Here is a 16,921-nt window from a genome sequence, read left to right as displayed (position 1 = left end):
GTCGAAGTCTGTAATATTAGCGGACAAGTGCCATTTTTCGTCAAGGTTAGTGGATGAAAATTGAAAACAGCTCCCAATTGTTGCCACTTTTCCAGCTGATTTCTAGGGGGAAACCCTTTGATTACAGTCTCTGATCCTATTTCAATCAAACGTTTGATTAGTTTTTTTCTATCCAATCAAGCGTTTGATTGAAACTGTGGTTTTCCTTGATATGAGGGAACTTTCGTCACAAATCTTGTGAAAAATTTGTATAAAAAAAAAGTACTTGTGTTTTATGCGGAGAAATATGTTAATATTCAAAATAAACCATTTACCAAGAGGGGGAGAATGATGTTCATCCATAAGATTGACGACGAATTATCTCTGAAGTTAATAGAATTAAAGGATGCTGAAAGAATATTTGAACTGACCAATCAAAATAGAGAACATTTGCGGGAGTGGCTCCCGTGGCTGGATATGACGACTAAAATTGAGGATACAAAAGGTTTTATTCAAATGTGTTTAAAGGGGTATGCCGAGAATAAGAGCATGAATACGGTAATCTTATTCAAAGGGGAAATCGTCGGAGCTGCGAGCTTTAACACGATTGATTGGCCGAATAAAAAAGCTTACATTGGTTATTGGCTTGCCGCGGAATACCAAGGAAATGGGATCATGACTAAAACAGCTAGAGCACTGACCGATTATGCCATAAGCGAATTAAAGTTAAACCGAGTTGAAATTAGGGCAGCAGTGGAGAATAGGAAAAGCCGAGATATTCCTGAAAGATTAGGGTTTGTAAACGAAGGCTGCATCAGACAAGCCGAATGGTTGTATGACCATTACGTAGACCATATGGTATACGGGATGCTGGCTGAGGATTGGAATGAGGAATAATAGATTTATTTCCTCTTCGGAGAAATATGCCATAGACCGGATGAGTCAAAAAGCCACTTGATCTGCATCAACCAAATAAAAAAATGGACTGAACGGTAAAAATGTTCAGTCCGAAATATTTTAGTTATTTAAACAGCCTCTTATTATGCTTTAGAAATATCAATAAATCCTTCTCCGAACACATCACGAACATCGTGTATAGCGATGAAAGCATTCGGATCAGTAGATTGAACAATTCGTTTCAGCTTTATTACTTCTTGCTTACTAATAACAATATAAAGAATTTCCTTTGGGGTTTTTGTGTAATAACCATGACCTGAGTATACGGTTACCCCTCTGTCCATTGATGTAGTCACCTGTTTGGCAATGTCATTCGGTTTATCAGAAATAATCGTAATGGCCTTCTTCGTATTCAAGCCTTCGATTACAAATTCCATTACTTTCGTTCCTACATATAGCATAATAATTGTCAGCATCAGCTTTTCTGCACCAATGATAAAATATGATGAAAAAGCAACGATTAAATCAAAAAACAATAGACCATAGCTAATATTCCATCCTAAAAACTTTTGTGTAATCCTTGCTAAGATGGTAGTACCTGCTGTTGTTCCGCCAACCCGGATAATTAAGCCAATCCCAACCCCGATAATGATTCCTCCAAAAATAGCATTCACCATCAATTCATCTGAAGCAATATTCCAGCCTTCTGTCAGATGAAGGAAAAGCGAATTAAAAACCACTGCAATAATCGTATAAATCGTTGTTACCTTATTCAAAAATTTATAACCAATAATTAACAAGAAGGCATTCAGAATTAAGTTGACTAAACCTGGTGACCACTCAAATAAATAGTAGGTAATAATTGTGATACCCGTTACCCCGCCTTCCCCAAGTTCGTTCGGAATAACAAATAAATTAACACCTAACGCAAAAAGAAAGGCACCAATAATGATAAATATGATGTCTCTGGTTGTTTTTTTCATACTCTACCTCACTGCTTTATTAAGATATTTACTCAGGCACAAACTCTCACCATTATATCGTGGGACATTTAAATCGTACAATAGTTTGTTATTTAATAGGAGTAAAGTTCCGGAGGTTTAGTCTACTAGGCTCCTTAACTTGGCTTATAGGGGTCCTGCCACAAATGGGCGTTTACAACGTTAAGGAAATCCAAATAAAAAAAGCCTAGTTTCTCGCTTACAAAGCCGAGAAATTAGGCATTGGCTACTTCATAAAAGCGCCAGTTTGTTGAAGAAAGCTAGTCCGTTCATGGGGAAAAAAATTCCCTTTCATTAAAAATCTATTTCATATACTTTTTATAATTTAGTTTTAATAAACTTTTAAAATCTAGTTCAGCAATTAGAACACTTATTAATAAGATGGATGCCCCTAAATAACCTCTAGATGTGAGAGTTTCACCCACGAAAATGAAAGCAAAAATAGAGGAAAAAACAGGTTCTAATGTGAAAATAAGACCTGCATGGGTTGGACTGGTATGTTTCTGGGCAATGATTTGAACAATGAAAGCGACTCCCGTACAAAATATACTTAATGCCAAGATTGCAAACCATGACTCATAATTGTCGGGAAGTTTTGGTTTTTCCATAAAAATAGAGAAGATAATACTAAACAGTCCAACAAAACCAAGTTGTAAAACTCCAAGGGAAATGGCATTTACATGCTTAGCCACTGCTCCAGTAATCATGATATGAACTGCATAGAATAAAGCACATAGAATACAAAAAAGATCACCAAAACCTATCTGAAATTGGTTATGTAAGGTTAATAGACTTACTCCCACCATTGATAAAACAATTCCAAAAACAACTTTTTTTTCAGGCGTTTGTTTTAAGAATACAGAAGATAATAATGGTATAAATATGACTGTGAGACTAAATAAAAAACCAGCATTCGATACGGATGTATACTTCGTACCGAAAGTTGCAAACACATAAACAATAAACAAAATAAACGATAATATAAAAGCATATTTTACAGTTTTAAAATCAGTCTTAATTAAGTGCTTGTAAAATACAATCCCTGATAAAAGAAATGCAAGAGTGAAACGTAATGAAATTAAATTATATTCTTGCAGATAGTCGAGACCAATTTTTGTAAGTAAAATCGATCCACCCCAAAAAAATGTAATCATTAGCAGCATTAAATCAGCTCTAAGTTGTGATTTCATCAATTTTCCCTCGTTATTTCTTGAGTTAAATGAATTAAAACGAGATCATCGCCCCGCGTTCATCAAAGACGGAGCTTGGATTCCAGGCTACTTCCCAGAGATTGTTTTCAGGATCGGCAAAATAGGCGGTGCGGCCGCCCCAAAAGGCGTCACTTGGTTCTCGTAAAATTTTCCCGCCGGCTTCACGGATTTCTTTAATGGTTGAGTCAACCTGTTCAGGATTCTCAACGTTAATCGCAAAGGTCACTGCGTGAAAAGTTTCGGTTGATTGTGAAATTTCGATGCCGGCATCTTTGGCCAGCTCCTCTATTGGAAATAAGGATAGTAATGTGCCTGCCGTTTTAAAGACGGCGTATTGATCAGAGCTAAATTCCGTTTCTTCCCAACCTAACGATTGATAAAAAGCACGCAGTGCAGGTAAATTTCTTGCACCTAATGTTAATAAACTTACTCTTTGTGTGACCATTTTCAATCCCTCCATAAAACTTATTGTTTCTTTACCTTTCTTCAAGCAGAGGAAATTCTCCTCCTTGATAGATGAAAAATCTCAATTTGGGTAAAAACTGACTAACTTACAAATTAGCAGCAATGGCATAAGTTATCCCGTATTGAAAAAACGCTCAGGTATGAACCGAGCGTTTTCTAAACACTATTCTTGTTTCAATAAACGGACGCTCTCATCAAATTCCTTCTCAATCGCTTCATTTTTCTTATAAGTGATTAAGCTGACAATGACAGCAACAAGCAGGTTGAGAACAAAGCCTGGCACGATTTCATAAAGTGATTCGCCGAAAAAGACTTTGCCAAGGTCGCCATTTTTCCAGACGATGACGGTAACAGCACCTATAATCATCCCGGACAAGGCGCCCCAGTTCGTAATCTTTTTCCAGAATAAACTTAATAAAATGATTGGACCAAAGGAAGCGCCGAAGCCTGCCCACGCATAGGCAACGAGATCTAATATGGTGTTGTCTTGTTTGAACGCTAGAGCAGCAGCTACGACTGCGACAATTAGGACAGACATTCTGCCTAGAAAGACAAGCTGTTGATCCTTCGCATTTTTGTTCACTACCACTTTGTATAGGTCTTCGACAAGTGCACTGGAAGTCACGATTAGCTGCGAAGAGATGGTGCTCATAATCGCAGCCAAAATTGCTGCCAAAACAAAGCCGGCGAAGATTGGATGAAATAAAATTTGCCCCAATTGAATGAATACTGCTTCAGGATCATCCAACGTAAATTGCGGGTTTTGTTTAAAAAAAGCAATACCGATAAGGGCCGTAAAAACAGTCCCTAATAGTGAGAAAATCATCCAGCCCATGCCAATTCTACGGGCGCTTTTTGTTTCTTTGATCGTTTTGATGGCCATAAATCGGACGATGATATGCGGCTGTCCAAAGTAGCCAAGTCCCCATGCCATCGCCGACACAATTCCGATTAAGGATGTTCCCTTTAAAAGATCAAGTTTAGTAGCATCGATGGCACGAATCGTATCAAATGTTTCGGCAGGTCCGCCTGTGTAAAAAATTCCAATTGCCGGAACCAGCAGCAGGGCAATCAGCATCATTAACCCCTGAATAAAATCGGTATAGCTAACTGCGAGGAACCCGCCAAATAAAGTGTAGGCAACGACAACACCGCCAACAATATAAAGGCCTGTTTGGTAGCTTGTTCCGAACGAACTTTTAAAGAATACTGCTCCCGAAACCATCCCCGAAGAAACATAGAAGGTAAAGAATAGAAGAATAACAATTCCTGAAACAATCCGGAGCAGTTTCGTATTGTCTTTAAAGCGGTTCTCAAGATAGCTGGGAATCGTAATCGAATCATTGGCAACCTGAGTATATGAGCGCAGGCGCGGTGCGACTAAGAGCCAGTTTAAATAAGCTCCGATTGTCAGACCGATGGCAATCCACGCATCTGCTAAGCCGGTTACATAGATTCCCCCGGGCAAGCCCATTAAAAGCCAGCCGCTCATGTCAGCTGCGCCGGCACTTAAGGCAGTGACGGCAGGTCCTAATGACCTTCCCCCAAGCATGTAATCCGTCAGATTGCTCGTTTTTCGATAGGAATACCAGCCGATGTATAACATCATCGCAAGATAGACTCCAATTGAGACCAATTGTAGTGCAACATTGGACATACATTTACCCCCTTTATTATAGATAGAAAATAATTTAAATAATATTCCCTCAATATGAAACATTCTATCAATTCAAAATACCTAATTCTAGTGTAAAATTATTACTTTTGCAAAATAGTAAAAAATACTTATGACATAATGATTAGAAACAAATAAAAGCGGTTCTTTTGTATGATTCGGTTAAAACGATTATGATAAAAGAAAATGAAAGGGGTGCAAGTAAGATGGATTTAAATGTATGGTTTCAAAAAGGAATGACTATGGACGAGTACATAAACGTGATGACGCGTAATCGAGACGAAATGCTTAGCATTTATGAGCAATTTGTTTTGAGAGCTGAGGATCAAAGTCAGCTGGAGACTTTAAGAACACAAAATCTGCGTGCTATTGTGCTAACTGAGGATTGGTGCGGCGATGCGCTGCTGAATAACCCGATTTTGATGCGGATAGCCGAGGCAGCGGGTATGGAACTGCGTGTTGTCCTCCGCGACCAAAATCTCGAGTTAATGGATCAATACTTAACGAATGGCACGTCACGAGCGATTCCTATTTATATTTTTCTAAATGAAGAAGGCAGTGAAGTGGGAGTTTGGGGGCCAAGGGCGCCTGAAGTGCAGGCGCTTGTGATGGAGCGGCGGGCAGCTTTGCCGGATAAGGATGCGGAGGATTTCCAGGAGAAGCAAATGGCGCTCTATAAAGATCTGGCAGCTTCTTACCAAACGGATGCGACAATTTGGCAGACTGTTGCCAATAGTATTAAGCAGACATTATTATAATTAAATTGACCCCTGTAGATGCCATCAGGGGTCTTTTAATGGGCTAGGGGAATCGAGGGCACAAAGTGAGTTTTCTTAAGAATAATTTCCCAGAGCTATCGATAAATAGTATGAAAAATAGTACAATTTGAGTAAGCAATGATTTTTTTTGGGTAGAAAAGAGTGAAAATTCCAACTGTTAATTCAGAAAAAGGAGCTGGAAAATGAATGTGAAAAAGCCAATAAATGCTTTAAATATTACTCAGTTTTTATCGGCTTTTGCCGACAGTGCCATCATCATTATTATTGCATTTATGATGAAGGAATCGCTTGGAACTAATGATGATCATAATCCATACATTTTTTTAGTAGAAACGTTCTTCCTGTTTGCCTATGTATTATTCGCCCCATTCGTTGGTACGTTTGCTGATCGAAATGCGAAGTCGAGGGTGCTTTTTACAGGGAATACGGTCAAGGTAATTGGAATTTTATTATTAATTATAGGTTTTAGTCCAGCGTTAAGCTATGGGGTCATCGGTCTCGGTGCAGCGATTTATGGTCCGGCCAAATATGGTATTTTAAAAGAATTGACAACAGGCAATAAAGAACTGCTTGATGCGAATGGAAAGTTAGAAGGCTTCACCATTTTAGCGATTATCTTAGGTACGGTTGTTGGGGGGATTTTAGCTTCTCATTCTTTCTTTGGAAAAATCCTTTGTTTAGCCATTTATTGTTTGTCCGTTTTGTTGGCATTAAGAATACCTGTAAAAGAAGGAAACAAGCACTTACATTATAAAAAGGAAGCATTACAATTTTTCCAGGATGTAAAGTTTTCGTTTCAAAACCCGCGGCTCAATTTCACTCTTGTCGGCAGCGGTGCCTTTTGGATGATCTCAGTTGTTATTAAAAATGCACTATTTCTTTGGATTCCCCTACATCTGGGGATCAAAAGCGGTTTTCCGTTATCATTAATTATTGGAATGACGGCTATTGGGATTGTCATTGGTTCGTTATTAGCAAAAAAATATACATCGGTTGAAAAGTTCTACCGAGCCAATTTTTATGGTTTAGTTGTTGCTGGTCTTGCGATTATTTTCCCACTGATTTACGGACATAATCTGTTTGCGCAAATTATTGTCTGTTTAGTGTTGCTAGCTCTTGGAGTGTTCGCCGGTTTATTCATTATTCCTTTAAATGCAACACTGCAAGAGGAAGGGAGTGGAACGCTCGGAGTTGGTAAAACCATTGCTGTCCAAAATTTTGTTGATAATTTGACGATGTTATTTGGAACTTATTCTGTATATCTTTTAAATTCGCGATACGGTTTTTCCGTCACCACTTCGCTTGTTCTTTTTGCATGTATTTATTTACTGTTTATTTTGTATTTAAGTTATAAATCAAAAAAGTGGAGTCAGTCCTCACTCGGTGTTCATTCAGGAGTATCAAAGTAAAAAATAGAGCCCCAGTTCACCGGGGCTCTATTTTATATTCCGCTGTTTTTCGGCGGGATGCGGTCGTTAATCAAGGTTTTATCATTGATTTTCGGCTCAATGCCGAGGATAAAGTTGCGAATGTTGGAGCGGTGCAGATAAATTAATAATAACGAGAAAAATAAAAAGATAAGTTCTAATTCTAGTTTTGGTGAGATAAAAGCAAAGGCGAGCATGCTCAGGCCAACTGAGATGGAACCCAAAAATACATACTTTGTTAAAAAAATGACCAAAAAGAAGGTGAGATAAGAAACTATGAATAACGGAAGGTTAGCAACCAACAGTGCCCCTGCTGTTGTCGCAATCGCTTTTCCGCCACGAAAGCCTGCAAAGATTGGAAAGCAATGACCGACAACTGCGATCAGTCCGAAGTAGAGCGGCTCAATATTAAGGTTAAAGTAGATGGGCAGGTATGCTGCTAAAGCGCCTTTTGCAAGATCGATAAGGAGCACAAAGATGGCAGATTTTTTCCCAAGAACCCTCAAGGTGTTGGTTGCACCGGGATTTTTGCTGCCATGCTCGCGGATGTCCACACCAAAGAGCAGCTTGCCCATAATCAAGGCAGTGGGAACACTCCCAATTAAATAGGAAGCAATTAGTAACAACCACAACATAAGCATCATTCCCTCATAAAATATATTTCCTATTCTAATAGCATTCTATCACAATTAAATGGTATTATTTTGTTGAATTATCACTATTCGGAAATAAAGGGAGCTCCCAACATGAAACAGATTGATTTTGGCCAGGTTGCTAATAGCTATGCCCGCTCAAGAGAAGATATTCCGGTCACGTTAATGGACAGCCTGCAACTGCGCAATATTTTTTTTGATGGAAAAAAGGTTGCAGATATCGGCTCGGGAACCGGTGCGTTAACGCGGAAAATTGCGATGAGAAAAGCGGATATTGTTGGCATTGAGCCATCAGTAGAATTGCTGGAACAGGCGAAGGCGTTGAATCAAAAGAAAAATTTTACGATTCCGTATTGGCAAGGAACGGCAGAGGCTACCGGTTTAGAAGATTCCAAGTATGATATTGTCACTGTTATGCGTGCTTGGCATTGGTTCGACCGTTCTAAAGCCATTCAAGAAATGAAACGGATTTTAAAAGCAAAAGGAACGTTAATTGTTATCGATTCTGGTTTTCTAGCAGATTCGGCTGTTGTAGAAAAAACCTTAGAGATATTGTCAGAATACGTAGATGGAGGTTTAAAGCCAGCTGGTTCGAAGGCAGCGTCCAAACAGCGTATTAATGGCTTTCCAGTTGAGTGGTTCGAAGAATGGCAATATGGCGGATTTGAGCTAAGAGACTTTTATAAGCTAAATTACTCGGTAAGTTTTTCGAAAATGGAATGGGTTGAACGGATAGAATCCATCTCGTGGCTGGCAGGATTGGATGAGCCGGTCAGGAAACAAGCGCTTCAGAAATTAGTTGAAGTATTACCAGATCAAGAGCCATACGCTATTCCACATGCGTGCAATGTTTGTATTTTGCGATTAGTTGATTAACATTTTTTTCGTGCGAGGCTGGTTCTTGCACGTTTTTTTGTTTGTTAATTTCCATTAAATGTATAATCAGCCAAAAGGCATTGAAAAATAGCCAAAACCATCTAAAAAATAGCCAAAACCCTTTGAAAAATAGCCAAAACCCTTTGAAAAATAGCCAAAACTAAATAAAAAATAGCCAAAACTCTTTTTTAAAAAAAAACTTCGGTTATCAAGCATAGTTGTACCTCAAAAAAGCCATAAAAAGGGTGATTAATCAAAGACCCCGACTAAACCTTACCCTATTTCTTAAAAAAAGCATGGTATGATGAAGAAAATCTAAAAAAATTTTTAAAAAGTGTAGGGGTTTATAAAAAAGGATTCGTCTATTCAAGTGATAGACAAAAAAGAAAGGGGGAGAGAACGATTAGTGACACAGCTTTAATCGAAAAAGTGCTTGGCGGCAATGATCATGCCTTTCGCCTTTTGGTTGAGAAGTACCGCAATGATGTGTTCCGGACCGTCTTTGCTGTTCTTCGTGATCAGAAGGAAGCGGAAGATGCCGCCCAAGAAGTGTTTATGAAAATATATACTGCTCTCCCCCAATATGAAAATCAAGGTTTTAAAACGTGGATGACGCGGATTGCCGTTAATCATGCGATAGATGTAAAGCGGAAACAGGCAAGAAGAAGAGAGGAAGTTGTCGACGCACTCGAGCAACAGGCCTTGGGAACACCGAAGGATAGTGTTGAAAATGAAGTTATCGAGCAGGACCGACGCAGGCTGGTTAGGAAAAAGCTAAATGAAGTACCAGAGAATTACCGCGAAGTGATTTATGGCTTTTACATAGCGGAGAAAAGCTATCAGCAAATGGCCGAGGAACAAAATGTCCAGGTGAAAACGATTGAAACGAAGTTATACCGGGCACGACATTGGATGAAGAAGAATTGGAAGGAGGATGATTTTTCATGAAGCATTACAGTTACGAAGAATGGCTGCAATATGTCAAAGACGAAATGAGTGACCAGAATCGTGAGCAATTGGAAACACACTTGTATACGTGCGACCAATGTCTTGAGCTATATTTACAAGCAATGGCGGAAAATGAAACATCACTTCCGATTCTATCAAATCAGAGTAGCTTTACAGATCTCGTGATGGCTGAGGTTTCAAATATGGTGCCTGACACCGTTAGAAATCTTAACACTGTGTCAATGGTTCCATTGGTGCCTGACACCCAGCATGTTGAACAAAAAGCAAGCAAGAAAAAGTCTTGGTATCAGCAGGCGGGATTTCACTATCTGCTGGCTGCGGCTGCAACGCTGCTATTAACATTCTCTGGTGCGTTTCAATCGCTTGCCACTTATGCGAAATCAATCGAAACCCCGATACAAGTTCAGGAAAAAAAGCCTTCTGTGACGGAAGGCGTTATTAATAAAACATTTGCATGGATGGATTCACTAGAAAAAAAGGAGGCAAATAAGAAATGAAAAGTTCGACTAAGGCATTAACATTATCGCTATTTCCTGGCCTCGGTCATATTTATTTCGGAAACATCGTTCGCGGGGTGATGTATTTACTATCGGTAATAGGTTTGGCGTTTGTAACTGTGATTTCCTTATTCGCGGGTAATCATAATGGGGAATTCGCGGTCCTAACCTTCATGGCCGGTATCCTCATCTATTTGATTAGTTTCATTGATATGGGCGTTCAGATTTCGAAACAAAAGAAGGCACTTACGGAGGCAAATCCGGACTTCCCGAATTCAAAGACCGCGCAAGATTCAGAACGTTTTTATACGATTGTTCTGTCATTTGTACCCGGTCTAGGTCATTTTCAACTTGGATTAATGAATCGGGGCTTAACGTTACTGGCCACATTTTTGGGTCTAGGTGTCATGGTTATTTTTATTACGGCCCTATCCAGCCGCAGTGAATTTCTCGTCTTTTTGGCGGGCTTGCCGATTATCTGGGTATACGGATTTTTTGATGCTGTGCAGCAGGTAAATAAAAAGCAGCGCGGTGAAGAGTTAATTGACCGAACAATTTATGAGGATTTTGAATTACGGCGCGAGGACGGAAAGAAAAGCAAGGCAATTGCCACCTTCCTCTCGATTTTTCCAGGAGCAGGGCATCTGTATCTAGGCTTGCAGCGACGTGGAATCCAACTGATGGCTGCGTTCTTGTTTTCAGTTTATATCTTAGATGTGTTACGGCTTGGCATCTTCTTGTTCCTAATCCCGATTATCTGGTTTTACAGCTTTTTTGACGCGATGCAAAAGGTTTCAAGGTATGGGGAAGAAAAAGTGGAAGATATCCCAATCATCGCCTATTTTCTTAATCATCAAAAATGGGTCGGAATTGGGCTAATCTTACTGGGTGCCTACTATTTAGTAATGAACGTCCTGCTCCCGGCATTTTCACCAATAATAGGAAGATTAATTAATATCGACGTTATGTATTGGGTTCAAGGTTACTTCCAAACTGGACTTGTTTGTCTCCTGTTGATTGGCGGGGGGATAAAGCTTTTATCCGGAAGCAAGCAAAAGAAGGAGGCGGGGAATCATGAATAAGTGGGGAAAAGCAATAGCAGGACTGGCCCTAATCGGAGCCGGAATTGGGTTTATGCTCCGAAAAAGAAAGGGGGCTGAAAAAATATGAGAACATGGCGAGTTGGTACATTTTCGATGGGTGCCTCGCTCTTATTCCTTGGCCTCTTCCTTTTTTTCTCAAAGTTTCTCGGATTAGATCTTGTTCAGGTAATGACAGCATGGTGGCCGCTTTTATTGGTAGTCCTTGGAATTGAAATTTTGATCTATTTGTTTTTGTCGCGGCAGGAGAAGCCGGTGTTAAAATATGACTTTCTCAGTATCTTTTTTGTCGGAGTGCTTGGGACTGCTGGAATTGTATTTGCAATATTAAGTACCACAGGGATTATGGGCAAAGTGGAAGATGTTATGGCCAGGGAAGAGCGATCGTTTGAACTTCCAGCTTTCGCTTATAAAACCGATGATAGCATCAAACGGGTTGTAGTGAGGACGGTTGGCTATGATATGACGATTGAAGCGACGGAGGAAAAAGCGGTTTCCATGTTTGGAACGTACAGGGTGCAAACGGCGAAAAAAGTGGGTCTGCTTAAAAGCGCCGATGATATTATTGCTGCCAACCAAAAGGGTGATACGCTTTATCTGAATGTAAAGTCGCTGCCGAACGAAATTGGGCCGTTTTATTCGCACGGTATTGTGGCGGCAACAATCCTAGTTCCAAAAGATGTTAAACTTGAAGTCATTGGTAATGATAACTCACTAACCTTAAAACCACGGATGCTTGAAAATGATTGGAGCATTGAAAGTACCTCCTCGATTGCCGTAGATGTCGCATCGGGCAGTAATTTAAAGGTGGCTGCGGTTGATGTCCAAGATGTGAGAGGGAAGGATGGCGACTGGAAGGTAACGGAGAAAGTAAGTTCCGAGGGTCATGATCAATCGAGGGCAAAAAATGCGGTGTATCAATCTGGTGAAGGTAAATATCGGATTAATATTGCCAATGCTTATTCAGTGAGTCTGAATACAATCGATTAAACAAACCTTAGCACATAAGAGTAAGCTTCGGAGGCGGAACGCGCGCTTCCGCTTATTATTTTTGCAAAAATAATAAAAAGAGTTATTATAGGTAGTGGACTTTGGCTTGCTGGTGGTGTGGAACCGCTATCTAAGATTTGTAAGCAAGGATGATAATTGGTAGAATATAGAACTAACGGAGCCAATTGTTATTTCAAAAAATAGGATGATGAAATGATGAAAAGAGCAAGACTGATTTACAACCCTACCTCAGGGCGTGAAATGATTAAGCGTCATCTTCCGGAAATTCTTCAAAAGTTAGAAGCAGCCGGATATGAAGCATCCTGCCACGCTACGTCCGGTGCAGGCGATGCAACGAAGGCAGCTCAGATTGCTGTCAAACGTAAATATGATATCGTTATTGCAGCAGGCGGTGATGGAACGATTCACGAAGTGGTGAATGGACTCGCGGATCAGGAGTATCGCCCGAAACTAGGTATTATTCCGACTGGTACTACAAATGACTTTGCCCGTGCCTTACATATTCCAAGGGACGTTAGTACGGCAGTCAATATTATCACTAAAGGGGAATTGATCCCCGTCGATATTGGACGCATCAATGATAAATATTTTATTAATATTGCAGGCGGCGGCAAAATCACCGAACTTACCTACGAAGTGCCAAGCAAATTAAAAACGATGCTCGGCCAGCTTGCCTACTATCTAAAAGGCATGGAAATGCTGCCATCCATTAAGGCATCACACCTAAGGATCGAGTATGATGGGAAGTTATTTGAAGGCGAAGCGATGATGTTTCTTGTGGGTCTGACCAATTCAATTGGTGGGTTTGAAAGGCTGGCGCCTGATGCCTCGATAAATGATGGCTTATTTTCGCTGTTAATTTTGAAAAAAGTAAATCTTGCTGAGTTTATCCGAATTGCGACGTTAGCCGTTCGTGGTGAACACGTCAATGATCAGAATGTGATTTACACGCAGGCGAACCGCATTAAAGTTTATTCTAGTGAAAAGGTGCAGTTGAATCTAGATGGCGAATTTGGCGGCTTATTGCCAGCGGAGTTTGAAAACCTATACCGTCATTTAGAGGTATTTGTTCCGCTTGCTGACATACGTCCAAATGACCGGCCGACAAATTGGCAATCAGGAAAAAAATATAGTTAAGAAAAAGTTCGTTCCATTGGGACGGGCTTTTTTTAAAAAAGATAAGAATAATGAAATTTTTGACATTGAGAAAAAATGGTGGTTCGGTAGCTTATAGAGGTTGTAAGCGACCGTAGCCAAGAAAAAAGAGGTAGTTCGGTAGCTTATAGAGGTTATAAGCTACCGTAGCCAAGAAAAAAGAGGTGTTTTGGTAGCTTATAGAGGTTATAAGCTACCGTAGCCAAGAAAAAAGAGGTGTTTCGGTAGCTTATAGAGGTTATAAGCTACCGTAGCCAGGAAAAAAGAGGTGTTTCGGTAGCTTATAGTGGTTATAAGCGACCGTAGCCAAGAAAAGAATGATTGTTCGGTAGCCGATGTCGGAGATCCTACAACCAAACAATGTTTTCTTGTGAAAAATGTGGACTAGAAACGTATTCTGATTATTAATAAGAAATATATGGCGAGAGTACTAAAGAATTGGAAGTTCGCTACACAAAAAAGAACTGGGCGGGTTTTTGCCCGGTTTTTCTTAAGAGATTTCGCTTTCAGCGTTCAGGAATAGTATGTATAATGGATTAAAGACATCAGTCAAGACAGATGAAGGAGTGAAGGGGTAATGGTAAACAAGGCATTAATCAATATCGATTATACGTATGACTTTGTGGCGGATGCAGGGGCGTTAACATGCGGTAAGCCGGGGCAGGCGATTGAAGGGAAGATCGCCCAATTGACAAAAGAATTTATTAAAAATGGCGATTATGTTGTTTTTGCCATCGATGTTCATGATCAAGGCGATGAATATCATCCGGAAACGAAGCTGTTCCCGCCGCATAATCTTCGCGGTACCGCTGGCAGGGATCTGTTTGGTGCACTACAACAGGTTTATGATGAAAACAAGAACCGTGACAATGTAGCTTATATGGATAAATCAAGATACTCCGCGTTTGCAGGAACAGACCTTGAAATCAAATTACGTGAGCGGGGCATTACCGAGGTTCACTTGGTTGGTGTCTGCACCGATATTTGCGTTCTTCATACAGCCGTAGATGCGTATAATAAAGGCTTTAAGATTGTTGTCTATAAGGATGCTGTCGCATCATTTAATCCGGCAGGGCATGAATGGGCCCTCGGTCATTTTGAACAATCGCTCGGAGCTATGGTTATATAGTCTTTTTAATGGTATTATTATTTGTAATGGTGAAAAGCTGTAATAGTATTCCGGAGGGCGATTATGAAACACATTTATCATGATGATAGTTTAACTTTGCATACGGACCTATATCAGATCAATATGGCAGAGACATATTGGAGAGATGGGATACATAATAAACGTGCGGTCTTTGAATTATTTTTCCGTAAGCTTCCTTTTGGCAATGGCTATGCTGTTTTTGCTGGCCTAGAAAAAGTCATTCAGTTTATTCAAGGCTTCCGTTTTAGCGAAGAAGACCTTGAGTATTTGAAAAATGAAGTAGGATACAAAGAAGATTTTTTAGCATACCTTAAAGAAATGCGTTTCACTGGCTCGATTCGTTCGATGAAAGAGGGCGAGCTCGTTTTTGGCAATGAGCCGATTATACGGGTTGATGCACCTTTGGCAGAAGCGCAGTTAATTGAAACAGCCTTGCTCAACATTGTGAATTACCAAACATTAATTGCGACAAAGGCGTCGCGCATCAAGCAAGTGGTTGGCAATGAAGTGGCGATGGAGTTTGGGTCAAGACGTGCCCAGGAAATGGACGCTGCCATTTGGGGCACAAGAGCCGCTTATCTCGCCGGCTTTGAAGCAACCAGCAATGTTAGGGCAGGTAAAATGTTTGGTATTCCTGTTGCGGGAACCCATGCGCATTCGATGGTCCAAGCTTATAAAGATGAATACACTGCTTTTCATAAATATGCGGAATCACATAAAGACTGTGTCTTTTTAGTCGATACGTATGATACCCTCCGCCTCGGCGTGCCAAATGCGATTAAAGTGGCGAAGGAACTGGGAGATAAGATTAATTTTATCGGAATTCGCCTCGATAGCGGCGACCTTGCTTATCTTTCAAAGGAAGCGCGAAAAATGCTGGATGAAGCGGGTTTTGCAGATGCAAAAATTTATGCCTCAAGCGATTTGGATGAGCACACAATTATCAACTTAAAAGCGCAGGGAGCCAAAATCGATAGCTGGGGTATCGGCACGAAGCTGATTACTGCTTTCGACCAGGCTGCCCTTGGTGCTGTTTATAAAATTGTCACGATTGAAGAAGCGGACGGCCATATGGAGGATACGATTAAGATTTCCTCTAATCCGGATAAAGTGACGACTCCGGGGATGAAGAAGGTGTACCGGATTATCAATAATACCAACCACCATGCAGAAGGTGATTACATTGCGCTGGAGGATGAAAAGCTCCCGGAAAAGAAGTTAAGAATGTTCCACCCAACCCATACTTACATTAACAAGGTGGTTACAAACTTTACGGCAAAAGAGCTACATGAAGATATTTTTACGGGCGGAGAGCTCGTTTATGAAATTCCTTGCTTAGAGGAGTCCCGCGAGTATCTGAAGCAAAATCTCGATGCATTATGGGACGAGTACAAGCGGATTATGAATCCGGAAGATTACCCTCTTGACCTTAGCCAAAAATGCTGGGATAACAAGATGAAAAACATTGAAGAAGTGAAAGAGAAAGTTGCGGCAATGAAGGAATAAGCCAAAAAAGAAGCAGACGCCAAATGGTTGTTACCCAACCTTTTGGCGTCTGCTTTTTCTATTACTTTTGCTTAAAAAAATCCATAAAGGCATGGAATATTTCGATGCCTTGGTACGTTAGCATGCCTGCTGCTGATAACGAAAAGAACCCAATCATTACGAAACGGATCCACATATTTACATCCTCCTTTAGAATCAAATTTTAACTTATGATTCGAGAGGGAGGATCACGTAATTCGATTGATGAAAAATGGGGATAAGAAAAATATGCTTTCTGTCAAACTTTGAAGACAAACTAATGAGTGGAATCACTTCTGTTAAAAGGGCCAAGGTAAGCCCAAAGAGGATTTGCAGGTCGATTAGCTGCTTTTTCTCATCGTAGGATTGCGACTTCGCCACCGAATCATCAAGGTTGATGATTGCTTTAATTTCTGAATGTGAGCGTGGGATCGTGTTTGAAAAGTGTAAAAAGTTAAAAGCAAGGAAGGCAAGGAGTAATGGAATGGAAAAAATCTTTATTATTTTTATTGGTATCCACTCCTTCCAATGAGATAGTTATAATCATATACA

Annotated in this window: 17 protein-coding genes; 12 read left to right on the top strand and 5 right to left on the bottom strand. The window is 40.2% G+C overall.

Annotated features, from left to right (window positions below):
* Window positions 1-330: 330 nt before the first annotated feature.
* Entirely contained in the window at window positions 331-876 is a 546-nt protein-coding gene (locus tag ACFVSW_RS08215) for a GNAT family N-acetyltransferase (RefSeq protein ID WP_387314478.1), read from the top strand.
* A gap of 143 nt (window positions 877-1,019) precedes the next feature.
* Here the strand turns inward: ACFVSW_RS08215 and ACFVSW_RS08210 are convergent, their stop codons facing one another.
* From ACFVSW_RS08210 to putP, 4 genes are all read right to left on the bottom strand, one after another.
* On the bottom strand, window positions 1,020-1,859 hold the full coding sequence (locus ACFVSW_RS08210) for a YitT family protein (RefSeq protein WP_387314476.1): 840 nt from the start codon (window positions 1,857-1,859) through the stop codon (window positions 1,020-1,022).
* Window positions 1,860-2,179: 320 nt separating this feature from the next.
* The gene (locus tag ACFVSW_RS08205) at window positions 2,180-3,067 is read right to left on the bottom strand and encodes a DMT family transporter (RefSeq protein ID WP_387314474.1); all 888 of its coding nucleotides are present in this window, start codon (window positions 3,065-3,067) and stop codon (window positions 2,180-2,182) included.
* Between the two features lie 34 nt (window positions 3,068-3,101).
* Window positions 3,102-3,533, bottom strand: coding sequence for a VOC family protein (locus ACFVSW_RS08200; RefSeq protein WP_387314471.1), 432 nt, complete (start codon window positions 3,531-3,533; stop codon window positions 3,102-3,104).
* 183 nt (window positions 3,534-3,716) lie between these two features.
* The gene (gene putP / locus ACFVSW_RS08195; protein ID WP_387314469.1) at window positions 3,717-5,210 is read right to left on the bottom strand and encodes a sodium/proline symporter PutP; all 1,494 of its coding nucleotides are present in this window, start codon (window positions 5,208-5,210) and stop codon (window positions 3,717-3,719) included.
* A 224-nt stretch (window positions 5,211-5,434) separates the two neighbouring features.
* On the opposite strand from putP, the gene ACFVSW_RS08190 reads away from it, so the two are divergent.
* Complete coding sequence (locus ACFVSW_RS08190; protein ID WP_387314466.1) at window positions 5,435-5,986, top strand: thioredoxin family protein; 552 nt, start codon at window positions 5,435-5,437, stop codon at window positions 5,984-5,986.
* A gap of 203 nt (window positions 5,987-6,189) precedes the next feature.
* Complete coding sequence (gene lplT, locus ACFVSW_RS08185; RefSeq protein ID WP_387314463.1) at window positions 6,190-7,416, top strand: lysophospholipid transporter LplT; 1,227 nt, start codon at window positions 6,190-6,192, stop codon at window positions 7,414-7,416.
* A gap of 32 nt (window positions 7,417-7,448) precedes the next feature.
* On the opposite strand, the gene plsY is transcribed toward lplT, so the two are convergent.
* Complete coding sequence (gene plsY / locus ACFVSW_RS08180; RefSeq protein WP_387314649.1) at window positions 7,449-8,069, bottom strand: glycerol-3-phosphate 1-O-acyltransferase PlsY; 621 nt, start codon at window positions 8,067-8,069, stop codon at window positions 7,449-7,451.
* Between the two features lie 111 nt (window positions 8,070-8,180).
* Here plsY and ACFVSW_RS08175 point away from each other — a divergent pair, with 111 nt between their 5' ends.
* The 9 genes from ACFVSW_RS08175 to ACFVSW_RS08135 all read left to right on the top strand — a co-directional run bounded on the left by ACFVSW_RS08175 (window position 8,181) and on the right by ACFVSW_RS08135 (window position 16,351).
* Complete coding sequence (locus tag ACFVSW_RS08175; RefSeq protein ID WP_387314460.1) at window positions 8,181-8,963, top strand: class I SAM-dependent methyltransferase; 783 nt, start codon at window positions 8,181-8,183, stop codon at window positions 8,961-8,963.
* Between the two features lie 429 nt (window positions 8,964-9,392).
* Window positions 9,393-9,911 carry a sigma-70 family RNA polymerase sigma factor gene (locus ACFVSW_RS08170; protein WP_387314457.1) on the top strand — a complete coding sequence of 173 codons (519 nt, stop codon included), beginning with the start codon at window positions 9,393-9,395 and terminating at the stop codon, window positions 9,909-9,911.
* On the top strand, window positions 9,908-10,429 hold the full coding sequence (locus ACFVSW_RS08165) for an anti-sigma factor family protein (RefSeq protein ID WP_387314454.1): 522 nt from the start codon (window positions 9,908-9,910) through the stop codon (window positions 10,427-10,429). Before ACFVSW_RS08170 ends, ACFVSW_RS08165 begins: the two co-directional genes overlap by 4 nt.
* Window positions 10,426-11,511, top strand: a complete 1,086-nt coding sequence (locus ACFVSW_RS08160) for a hypothetical protein (protein ID WP_387314451.1) — start codon at window positions 10,426-10,428, stop codon at window positions 11,509-11,511. The genes ACFVSW_RS08165 and ACFVSW_RS08160 overlap by 4 nt, the downstream gene beginning before the upstream one ends.
* A complete protein-coding gene (locus tag ACFVSW_RS08155; protein WP_387314448.1) occupies window positions 11,504-11,599 on the top strand; it encodes an LPXTG cell wall anchor domain-containing protein in 96 nt (31 codons plus the stop codon). Before ACFVSW_RS08160 ends, ACFVSW_RS08155 begins: the two co-directional genes overlap by 8 nt.
* Window positions 11,596-12,519 (top strand): hypothetical protein, encoded by a 924-nt coding sequence (locus tag ACFVSW_RS08150; RefSeq protein WP_387314447.1) that lies wholly within the window; start codon window positions 11,596-11,598, stop codon window positions 12,517-12,519. The genes ACFVSW_RS08155 and ACFVSW_RS08150 overlap by 4 nt, the downstream gene beginning before the upstream one ends.
* 216 nt (window positions 12,520-12,735) lie before the next feature.
* Entirely contained in the window at window positions 12,736-13,677 is a 942-nt protein-coding gene (locus ACFVSW_RS08145; RefSeq protein ID WP_387314444.1) for a diacylglycerol kinase, read from the top strand.
* 595 nt (window positions 13,678-14,272) lie between these two features.
* Entirely contained in the window at window positions 14,273-14,824 is a 552-nt protein-coding gene (locus ACFVSW_RS08140; protein WP_387314441.1) for a cysteine hydrolase family protein, read from the top strand.
* Between the two features lie 63 nt (window positions 14,825-14,887).
* Window positions 14,888-16,351 (top strand): nicotinate phosphoribosyltransferase, encoded by a 1,464-nt coding sequence (locus tag ACFVSW_RS08135; RefSeq protein WP_387314439.1) that lies wholly within the window; start codon window positions 14,888-14,890, stop codon window positions 16,349-16,351.
* Window positions 16,352-16,921: the final 570 nt, after the last annotated feature.

It is taken from the genome of Neobacillus sp. NPDC058068 (assembly GCF_042885335.1).
GTDB lineage: Bacteria > Bacillota > Bacilli > Bacillales > Cytobacillaceae > Neobacillus.
The sequence above is the reverse complement of the archived record's forward strand: the minus strand, read 5'-3'. Positions and strand labels throughout refer to the sequence as shown.

What these genes read in the sequence shown, in the direction of transcription:
- ACFVSW_RS08140 (WP_387314441.1), top strand. Translation starts at nt 14,273, where the DNA reads ATGGTAAACAAGGCATTAATCAATATCGATTATACGTATGACTTTGTG.
- ACFVSW_RS08135 (WP_387314439.1), top strand. Translation starts at nt 14,888, where the DNA reads ATGAAACACATTTATCATGATGATAGTTTAACTTTGCATACGGACCTA.
- ACFVSW_RS08215 (WP_387314478.1), top strand. Translation starts at nt 331, where the DNA reads ATGTTCATCCATAAGATTGACGACGAATTATCTCTGAAGTTAATAGAA.
- ACFVSW_RS08150 (WP_387314447.1), top strand. Translation starts at nt 11,596, where the DNA reads ATGAGAACATGGCGAGTTGGTACATTTTCGATGGGTGCCTCGCTCTTA.
- ACFVSW_RS08155 (WP_387314448.1), top strand. Translation starts at nt 11,504, where the DNA reads ATGAATAAGTGGGGAAAAGCAATAGCAGGACTGGCCCTAATCGGAGCC.
- ACFVSW_RS08165 (WP_387314454.1), top strand. Translation starts at nt 9,908, where the DNA reads ATGAAGCATTACAGTTACGAAGAATGGCTGCAATATGTCAAAGACGAA.
- putP (WP_387314469.1), bottom strand. Translation starts at nt 5,210, where the DNA reads ATGTCCAATGTTGCACTACAATTGGTCTCAATTGGAGTCTATCTTGCG.
- ACFVSW_RS08210 (WP_387314476.1), bottom strand. Translation starts at nt 1,859, where the DNA reads ATGAAAAAAACAACCAGAGACATCATATTTATCATTATTGGTGCCTTT.
- ACFVSW_RS08145 (WP_387314444.1), top strand. Translation starts at nt 12,736, where the DNA reads ATGAAAAGAGCAAGACTGATTTACAACCCTACCTCAGGGCGTGAAATG.
- ACFVSW_RS08175 (WP_387314460.1), top strand. Translation starts at nt 8,181, where the DNA reads ATGAAACAGATTGATTTTGGCCAGGTTGCTAATAGCTATGCCCGCTCA.
- plsY (WP_387314649.1), bottom strand. Translation starts at nt 8,069, where the DNA reads ATGTTGTGGTTGTTACTAATTGCTTCCTATTTAATTGGGAGTGTTCCC.
- ACFVSW_RS08205 (WP_387314474.1), bottom strand. Translation starts at nt 3,067, where the DNA reads ATGAAATCACAACTTAGAGCTGATTTAATGCTGCTAATGATTACATTT.
- ACFVSW_RS08160 (WP_387314451.1), top strand. Translation starts at nt 10,426, where the DNA reads ATGAAAAGTTCGACTAAGGCATTAACATTATCGCTATTTCCTGGCCTC.
- lplT (WP_387314463.1), top strand. Translation starts at nt 6,190, where the DNA reads ATGAATGTGAAAAAGCCAATAAATGCTTTAAATATTACTCAGTTTTTA.
- ACFVSW_RS08190 (WP_387314466.1), top strand. Translation starts at nt 5,435, where the DNA reads ATGGATTTAAATGTATGGTTTCAAAAAGGAATGACTATGGACGAGTAC.
- ACFVSW_RS08200 (WP_387314471.1), bottom strand. Translation starts at nt 3,533, where the DNA reads ATGGTCACACAAAGAGTAAGTTTATTAACATTAGGTGCAAGAAATTTA.